General features: G+C 41.1%; 10 protein-coding genes. 5 read left to right on the top strand and 5 right to left on the bottom strand.

The annotated features are described in order from the left end of the window. Positions 1 to 205 precede the first annotated feature (205 nt). The 4 genes from PHP87_RS09690 to PHP87_RS09675 all read right to left on the bottom strand — a co-directional run bounded on the left by PHP87_RS09690 (position 206) and on the right by PHP87_RS09675 (position 3,303). Positions 206 to 1,138, bottom strand: a complete 933-nt coding sequence (locus PHP87_RS09690) for a hypothetical protein (RefSeq protein ID WP_299920736.1) — start codon at positions 1,136 to 1,138, stop codon at positions 206 to 208. A gap of 38 nt (positions 1,139 to 1,176) precedes the next feature. Then, on the bottom strand, positions 1,177 to 1,812 hold the full coding sequence (locus PHP87_RS09685; RefSeq protein WP_299920733.1) for a YigZ family protein: 636 nt from the start codon (positions 1,810 to 1,812) through the stop codon (positions 1,177 to 1,179). Between the two features lie 123 nt (positions 1,813 to 1,935). Then, complete coding sequence (locus PHP87_RS09680) at positions 1,936 to 2,721, bottom strand: CAP domain-containing protein (RefSeq protein WP_299920730.1); 786 nt, start codon at positions 2,719 to 2,721, stop codon at positions 1,936 to 1,938. A gap of 129 nt (positions 2,722 to 2,850) precedes the next feature. Then, entirely contained in the window at positions 2,851 to 3,303 is a 453-nt protein-coding gene (locus PHP87_RS09675) for a hypothetical protein (protein WP_299920727.1), read from the bottom strand. Between the two features lie 200 nt (positions 3,304 to 3,503). Here PHP87_RS09675 and PHP87_RS11960 point away from each other — a divergent pair, with 200 nt between their 5' ends. The 3 genes from PHP87_RS11960 to PHP87_RS09660 all read left to right on the top strand — a co-directional run bounded on the left by PHP87_RS11960 (position 3,504) and on the right by PHP87_RS09660 (position 4,971). Next, a complete protein-coding gene (locus tag PHP87_RS11960; protein WP_366942927.1) occupies positions 3,504 to 3,947 on the top strand; it encodes a DUF5658 family protein in 444 nt (147 codons plus the stop codon). Positions 3,948 to 3,965: 18 nt separating this feature from the next. After that, the gene (locus PHP87_RS09670) at positions 3,966 to 4,406 is read left to right on the top strand and encodes a hypothetical protein (RefSeq protein ID WP_299920724.1); all 441 of its coding nucleotides are present in this window, start codon (positions 3,966 to 3,968) and stop codon (positions 4,404 to 4,406) included. Positions 4,407 to 4,659: 253 nt separating this feature from the next. Next, positions 4,660 to 4,971, top strand: coding sequence for a reverse transcriptase domain-containing protein (locus PHP87_RS09660; RefSeq protein ID WP_366942929.1), 312 nt, complete (start codon positions 4,660 to 4,662; stop codon positions 4,969 to 4,971). Positions 4,972 to 5,144: 173 nt separating this feature from the next. Here the strand turns inward: PHP87_RS09660 and PHP87_RS09655 are convergent, their stop codons facing one another. After that, positions 5,145 to 6,335: an MFS transporter gene (locus PHP87_RS09655; protein WP_299920721.1), complete on the bottom strand. Its 1,191-nt coding sequence runs from the start codon at positions 6,333 to 6,335 to the stop codon at positions 5,145 to 5,147. A gap of 350 nt (positions 6,336 to 6,685) precedes the next feature. Here PHP87_RS09655 and PHP87_RS09650 point away from each other — a divergent pair, with 350 nt between their 5' ends. Both PHP87_RS09650 and PHP87_RS09645 read left to right on the top strand, forming a co-directional pair. Then, positions 6,686 to 6,838, top strand: coding sequence for a hypothetical protein (locus PHP87_RS09650; RefSeq protein ID WP_299920718.1), 153 nt, complete (start codon positions 6,686 to 6,688; stop codon positions 6,836 to 6,838). Further along, positions 6,820 to 7,224: a nucleotidyltransferase substrate binding protein gene (locus PHP87_RS09645; RefSeq protein WP_366942928.1), complete on the top strand. Its 405-nt coding sequence runs from the start codon at positions 6,820 to 6,822 to the stop codon at positions 7,222 to 7,224. Before PHP87_RS09650 ends, PHP87_RS09645 begins: the two co-directional genes overlap by 19 nt. The last annotated feature ends 172 nt before the right edge of the window (positions 7,225 to 7,396 follow it).

Raw genomic sequence — 7,396 nt, 5'->3', positions numbered from 1 at the left:
TTTAATCTACAGGGAGTTAATTTACCAGCCGTGGCGAATCATTTATAGGACTGAAGATAATAAAGTATGGGTATTGGCCGTGATTGACAGCAGACGAAATGTTGAGGATATTTTGCTGGACAGATTTTTAGCTCACTAATACTATACCCAACTCAGCGTGGCTTCGATAGAACAAAAATATTCAATTGCCTACAGGATGCTTCCGTCAATATTTTGCATTCTCTACTATATCTTTTCTCTCCTGCTCAAGTCCTAAGGTCTCTTGCTGGTTTTGCCCTTGCATTTTTTGCAAGTCTTGAATAAGGCCCTGTACTTTATGTTTAAGTTGGCGGGTTTGATTTTGAGCAGAGTTAATTTGCGACTGTACGATTATATCAAACAATGCTCCGTCCAGGAGAAAATCAGCAAGAGTACTTATTTTACCTATTTCGATAGTGTCAGTTACTGTAATATCAGCCAGTTCCCGTTGGAATTTTCGCAGAAGTTGTTGCGCCCGGTCGATGTTATTCCTGGCATCACCGATGTGAGAATGTTTGATAGCCGTAGTTATCAGTCCGCCTCCCAGAATGTCAACGATACCCCACCCCTGGGCGCTACCGAGGTTGTTTTCTACCCGGGAAAGGGCTTCTTTGGCTTTTTCACCTGCTTCGATTGCCTCTTTTAATTCTTTATCTTGTGCTTTTAAGTATCCTAACTGTTCTACCAATTCAAATAAATGTTTAGCATTGGGGGTACCGGAACTTAGCAAAATATTTTCCTTGGCCTGTACCGCTTGCTGGTATTCTAGTTCCGGATCACCCATGGCAGCTAGTTGCTGTTCTAATCTATCTAAATCTGACTCCAGCATTTGTAGGGAGGCGGCGGCTGCATCAAACTTCATTTTGGCTGCCAGATATTCTTCCTGCTCCTTGCGTTTTGCCAGCTCTTTAGTCCCCATCAGGGTGTACCATAGATTTTGCAGAGTAATGCCATCTAGCCTCTCCACATCGCGACCCTCTAGAGCCAATTGTTTTTTTAATTCATTATAGCGGTTCCGTTCCCTGCTAAGCATTTCGCGGGTTGTTGTTAAACGGCCCTGTAATTTTTTATACTCTTTCACCGTCTGTACAGCTTTAGCCAGGCGTTCATCTACGTTCATGTTTATTTATTCTCCTTTTAGCCTTGAGTAAAGGTGTTTTAACCTCTCAAATTATTAGGAACAAAACCTTGTTCCCCCATCTCTACCTTTGCTGTTCCTGAGCTAAGATCTTCAACTTTAGCTACAAATGTACCCAGCTTATCAACTGCTACCCAAACCTCCAATCTGACCTGCTCGGCATATTGAATATCTGCTACCTTATTAATAATATTACTAAGGTAGTTCTCCAAAATGCCATAATAGCTATAGTCAAGGGTGAGAATAATCTTTTGTGAATATTCCATACTAATAATCCGCGCCTTATTCAAGGCTGATTGAACAGATTGGGTATATGCCTTGACCAGGCCCCCGGTTCCCAACAGGGTTCCTCCAAAATAACGGACTACAATAGCCATAATGTTTTCTAAATCGTTCTGTGCCAGTACATTAAGCATAGGCCAACCTGCAGTTCCGCCAGGTTCGCCGTCATCGCTGCAGCGTTCTAATATACTGCCATCCTGCCTTAATCTATAAGCAAAACAATAATGATTGGCCCCGGGATATTTTTGTCTAACCTCATCACGTCCGGTATCTATATCTTGCATTTGATTTAGAGGCATTAGAATACAAATAAACCTGGATTTTTTTATAATTATTTCGGCGATGGTGGTATCATTTATAGTTTTGTAGGTCATTTGTTTAACCTTTTCTCACATCTTTTAACCAATTATAGCAGTTAAGACAGATATAGGAGTACAAAGGGGCAGTTTATTATAAAAACTACCCCTTTGGTGTTTAACTGAATTATGCTTTTAAAACTAGTTTGTAAACCACTGGGTAACGTACAGATACTGTCCTTCCTGGTAAAACCCTAATCCTATTTTTCCAAATCCCGGATTAAGAATATTGGCTTTATGGCCAGGTGAATTCATAAATGCAGTGTGGGCACCTTTCAAACTAGTATTTTTGGCTATGTTCTCCCCTGCTGTCCTATAGGTAATCCCCTGACTTTTCATCATCTCAAAAGGACTGCCATAGGTTGGCGAAGTGTGGCTAAAATATCCGTTAACTGCCATATCACGTGACTTGAGATAGGCTCCCTGGCATAGTTTCTGGTCCAGAGTTAACGGTGCCAAATTAACAGCCGCCCTTTCAGCATTTATGTAGCCCAGCATTTCTTTTTGCATAGCAGAAAAATCCGCTGTTTCCTGAGACGGTGCCGGGGTTGGAGTTGGCTCAGGTTTTGGCTCCGGTTGAGGTGTTGGTGCAGGTACGGGTACTGGCTTTGGTGTGGGTACTAGACTTAGTTGGGGTGTTTTTCGAATAGGTACCGTTATAGTTTTTGCAGGACCCTGTGTCCATGTCCCCTCCCGGTTGTTGTAGATATGAACCTTTACCGTCTTTAGCTGGGTAGCGGTCCATCTTTGTATCCCTATAATCGGAGAACAATTCTTGATACTGGTACTGATGAAACGACATGGGTCGCTCTTAAATACTAGTCGGGTAACCTGGGATTGACATGCCTGGTTTGTCCCTGCATTGAGACTATGTATGGGTACCAGGAGCAGGAAAACAGCTAAAACAGGTACTAAAATTTTTTTCATGCGCATACCTCCTTTTCTTTTACCTTAACTTAGCAAATCCCCGCTTGACTAGTTGAAGATTCTACCAGATTTTACCTGCATTTGTTTTTCAAAAGCCAGGGAATAGGAAGTCGCCCGTTATATATAAATCTACTCCTGGGCCTTCAGCCGTCTTTGAAAGATTATAAATACCGGTAGTGGAATAACAATCCAGCCCATGCTTTTTACCAGGCTATTTTTAGCTCGGTTAACTTGACGGTCTTTTTCAGCTACAACCAGAGCGTCATATCTTGCTTTAAGCTCAGTTTCGCTAAGGTTAGCTTTGGAAACAGGTTTTTCTGACTTTTCAAAACCCCATTGTCTATATTCTTCAAATGACTGATGATAAGGAGCAGGAGTAACAATATCGGCAACGGCCATGAATGCGGCCACACTTCCGCCGATTATCATCATCAAGGTGGCAAATAGCACCACATAAATATAAACGTTTTTCATCATAATGTTCCCTCCCTCTTTAGAATTTCCTCTGGTTGCGGATATTGCAGTAGCTGCTAATATCAACACTATAACTACAAGCACTAATCCTATTAATGAAAGTACCACCGATTCTGCCTCCTTTTGCTTAATCTATTATAGCGAAAATCTGACAGCAATTGATATAAGCAAGATTAACCAGGTAATTTGGGTGGTCATGGTTTAATTTGACCTGCAGAATATTATTAGGCTTGAATACAGAAACTTCTGATAGATAAACACCGGGGATTGGGGTTTCCTTGGTAAGTTACTATTAGAGGTGAATTTCTGTGTTTGTTAGTAATCGCAGGTTCTATGTATTATTATTGCTGATATTTATACTAAATTATTTTGATATTATTTCAACCATCAGACTTTATCATCTCTTCGGGACGGATATCGAGGCTAATCCGATTATGAAATATCTGCTGGTAGTTGGTCCGGAATGGGCGTTACTATTTAAAACAGTTTGCATATTAGTATTTACCATCGTAATGATAATTGCATTTCGTTACCAACCGGGCACTGCTTATAAGGGTACGTTAATTACCTCGGGAATTTTTATACTTCTGGCTGGTTGGCACTTCTTCATTTATCTAGTCATTAAAATTATTGGACATGCTCTTTACGTCACTTTAGCCGAGCACTTACACCATCAAGGTCCACATTCGTACCTCGTATACTACCCTTTCTCTTGTATTCCTGATAAAATTATTGTTAATTTAAAAGACTAACTAAAGAAGGGATTAACTATGGCTAAAACATGTATTCTAGATGCCAAAACTCTGGGGGAAGATGCTGATTTTACGGTTTTTGATGAGTTTGGGGAGGTTGTAGTTTACGATACTACCAGTCCTGAAAATGTGGTGGAGCGAATCCGGGATTGCGATATTGTTATTACCAATAAGGTGGTTCTGAACGGTTCCAACCTGCAACATGCCCCGCTGGTAAAATTAATTTGCGTATCTGCTACCGGTACCAACAATATTGACCTGCAGTATACCCAAACTCGAAACATAACAGTTCGTAATGTGGCAGGTTACTCTACCCGCAGCGTAGTCCAGCATACATTTGCTATGTTGTTTTACCTGCTGGAATCGCTGGGCTATTATGATTCCTATGTAAAATCAGGTCAGTATGCAGAAAGTAAAATCTTTACTCATCTGGACCGCATCTGCTACAGGCAGGCGTAAATCTAATTTACATCCGTGATTTCATAGGTCATGCGGATGTTAAGACTACCGAGGTCTATGCCAGAGCTGATACTGAACTAAAAAGAATTGCTTTGGAAAACGCTTATCCTGATTTGGTTGATTCTAACCTGCCCGATTGGAACGATAATCAGGATCTACTTTCCTGGTTGTCGGAGTTTTAATCCATAAATATTATGCAAAGTAGATGGAGCAACTTTTACAGTTTTTAAGGGGTTAGTGAAGTTTACTTTGCATAATCATCTGCTTTGCATACGGCTCAGTTTGTTCTCCATTATTAGCCAATCTATACCTGAATGAAGTGGATAAAATGCTGGAGAAAGCCAAGGAAGTAACCAGAAATGGCCCGTACACCAACTTGGAATATGCGAGATTCGCAGATGATCTGGTAGTATTGGTGTCTGGACATCCGCGGCAGGAAAAACTACTGGGACAGGTATATAAGAGGCTAATGGAGGAATTGGCGAAGCTAGAGGTAGAAGTGAATGCAGAAAAGACCGGAGTGGTAGATCTGACGAAAGACGAGAGCTTTAGCTTTCTAAGATGATATAGAGTGGATATTGCCTGACACAAACTGGGTGGGTAGGCACTTAATGTCTGAAATAAAGTGTGTCACTCTAACAGTGGTAAACAATGGCCCATCATTAAACATCAAACTACACGGATGTTCCATGATGGGCTATCAGTCTCTCACCAGGTGTTCAAACAGAAATAATAAAACTAATCACTTTTCTTCTCTGTTTGCTCATGGAGCAGTGTGCTTGGTCGGTCCTTTACGAAAAAGAAGACGATCACCGCAGAAATTAAGACACCAACTGAGAGAACACCAAATTGGAATCGGATAGCCGTTTGATTCGCTAACTTACAAATGCTGTCTAATACAAGTGGTGATAAAAACTGCCCTGAAAATATAAAAGCGGTTGAAACTGCGATTGCTTTGTCAGTCTGGTGTAATTTGACCGTGTTTAAAGTCTTCATGGTGAGAACAGGGAATAACGCTCCTTGGGCAAAACCGATAAAGCACACGCTAATCATGAGTAGTAGCACACTGTTTGTGAATGACATAACCGAAAAGGATATCCCCATGGCAAGAAGCATCACAGGGATCAAAAACTGCGTCAATATGGATTCGATTTGAACGAGCAATAAACTCGTAACCATCCCACCGATCGTAACAAAAGAAACAACCACACCAGCAAGTGCAGGTCCTCCTAAATTCGTTTGCTCTAAATAGAGAGCAATGTTGGTTGCTACCGCATAATAAGCTAACATGATGACACCCATTGCAAGCGAATACCCATAAACAGCCAATGGAATTTTTAGTTTCTTTTCATTCTGTGGAGGTTGCTGAATTCCCCCCTTAGGTAAATAGAAGAACACTAACACAAAGATAACAAGCCCCAGCAGATAGACGTTAAAGGGGAGTTGCCATCCAAACGTTGCGAGCCCTCCGGCTAATAACATTGTAACAATACCCCCGAAGTTACTAAAACCAGCATTGTATCCCATCATCTTAGTTCGTTCTATCCCTGTGAAATAATCATAAATGAGGGATTCTGATAAAGGCATCAGGATGCCAACACCAGCTCCTAAAACTAAACGAAATAAGACAAGCAATTCGATTGTGGGCATAAATTGCGGCCCAATACCGCCGATTAGGTAAATGAGTAATCCAAATAAGACAATTGTACGTTTAGAGAATTTAGTTGTTAAATAGCTTGTTAAAAATGTAAAAGGAATAATCGTGAGTGCGGGTGCCGTTAAAATCAGTTTAATCATCGTCGAACTTGCTTCGGGAAAAGCTTTAGCAATTACCCCTAGAGCAGGTGAAATAGCAGCACCAGCCATAACCGTTGCCATTGAAATAGAGATAATGGTCGGTTTAAGCATTTTGTTTTTAATGAAAATCACTTCCGTTCAATAGTACAAGATTTGCTTCATATAATAAGGATTATAACCAATAAGCAATGTTAGATGATTTGGGCAAAAGAATCAAGCGTCCAATGTTACACAGTCTGACGGTCTTCTTGTAACACAACAAAACTAAAAAATTGAACAAACGGATCCGCTTTTCTATATGAGCCTCTAAAAAGGGTAGGGGAATAGGGGAGGACCCTTAAACAATATAAAACGTGTTTTAGAGGCTTATTGTTAATTCTCAAATTAATCCAGCCAGAATTCTCAAATTAAAAACATCACATTTCGAGTTATCATCACCTGAATCCGCATATTAAATCAGTAGACAAAGCAAAACCCAAACTATGCTCAGCAAATCCGGGGCGAAAAGCCGTCGAATTCTGGAGGATGCCGATATAGCCGGCATGTTCGGAGTTGAGGTAGAGGCTATAGTTCAGGATGCCGCAGATGTTACCGATAATAAGCCAAAAAGCAAAGGATTCAGGAAAGAATCATAAATTACAAAAAAGCGCTTGATAAGCTGCAACGAATTATTGATGAACCAGAAGTCAATGACTACAGACTGGACGCACTTATTCAACGGTTTGAGTTTACATATGAACTTGCATGGAAACTAATTAAAGCATGGCTTGAGTATAAGGGGATTGAGGCCAGAACGCCTCGAGACTGTTTTCGGGAAGCATTCGCCGCTGACTTGATTCAAGAGGGTGAAGGCTGGATGGATATGCTGGTGGACAGGAATTTAACCAGTCACACTTATGAAGAAAAGGATGCCAGGAAGATTGGAAAAAATATTGAAGAAGTGCATTTCGATGGAACACCAGGAGTACCCGCAACCTTAAATAGCGACCGCAGGGAGCATCAAGCGCACCCGACAGGGTGAAGGGTGCAAAAACCTCAATAGTAACACCCATTACTATACCGTGCATAAAAAAGGTTCCCCAGCTATCCATACGCCCGGGAACCTGTGTTTGCTAATTAAATTCATACATTGATCAGATATGCTTCCTCGCCTCTATCCGCCCCCTTATACCATTCTTGAGGGGCTTGGGTGG

The sequence above is a fragment of the Syntrophomonas sp. genome (genome assembly GCF_028707975.1).
Taxonomy (GTDB): domain Bacteria; phylum Bacillota; class Syntrophomonadia; order Syntrophomonadales; family Syntrophomonadaceae; genus Syntrophomonas.
This window is presented reverse-complemented; position numbering and strand designations above follow the sequence as displayed.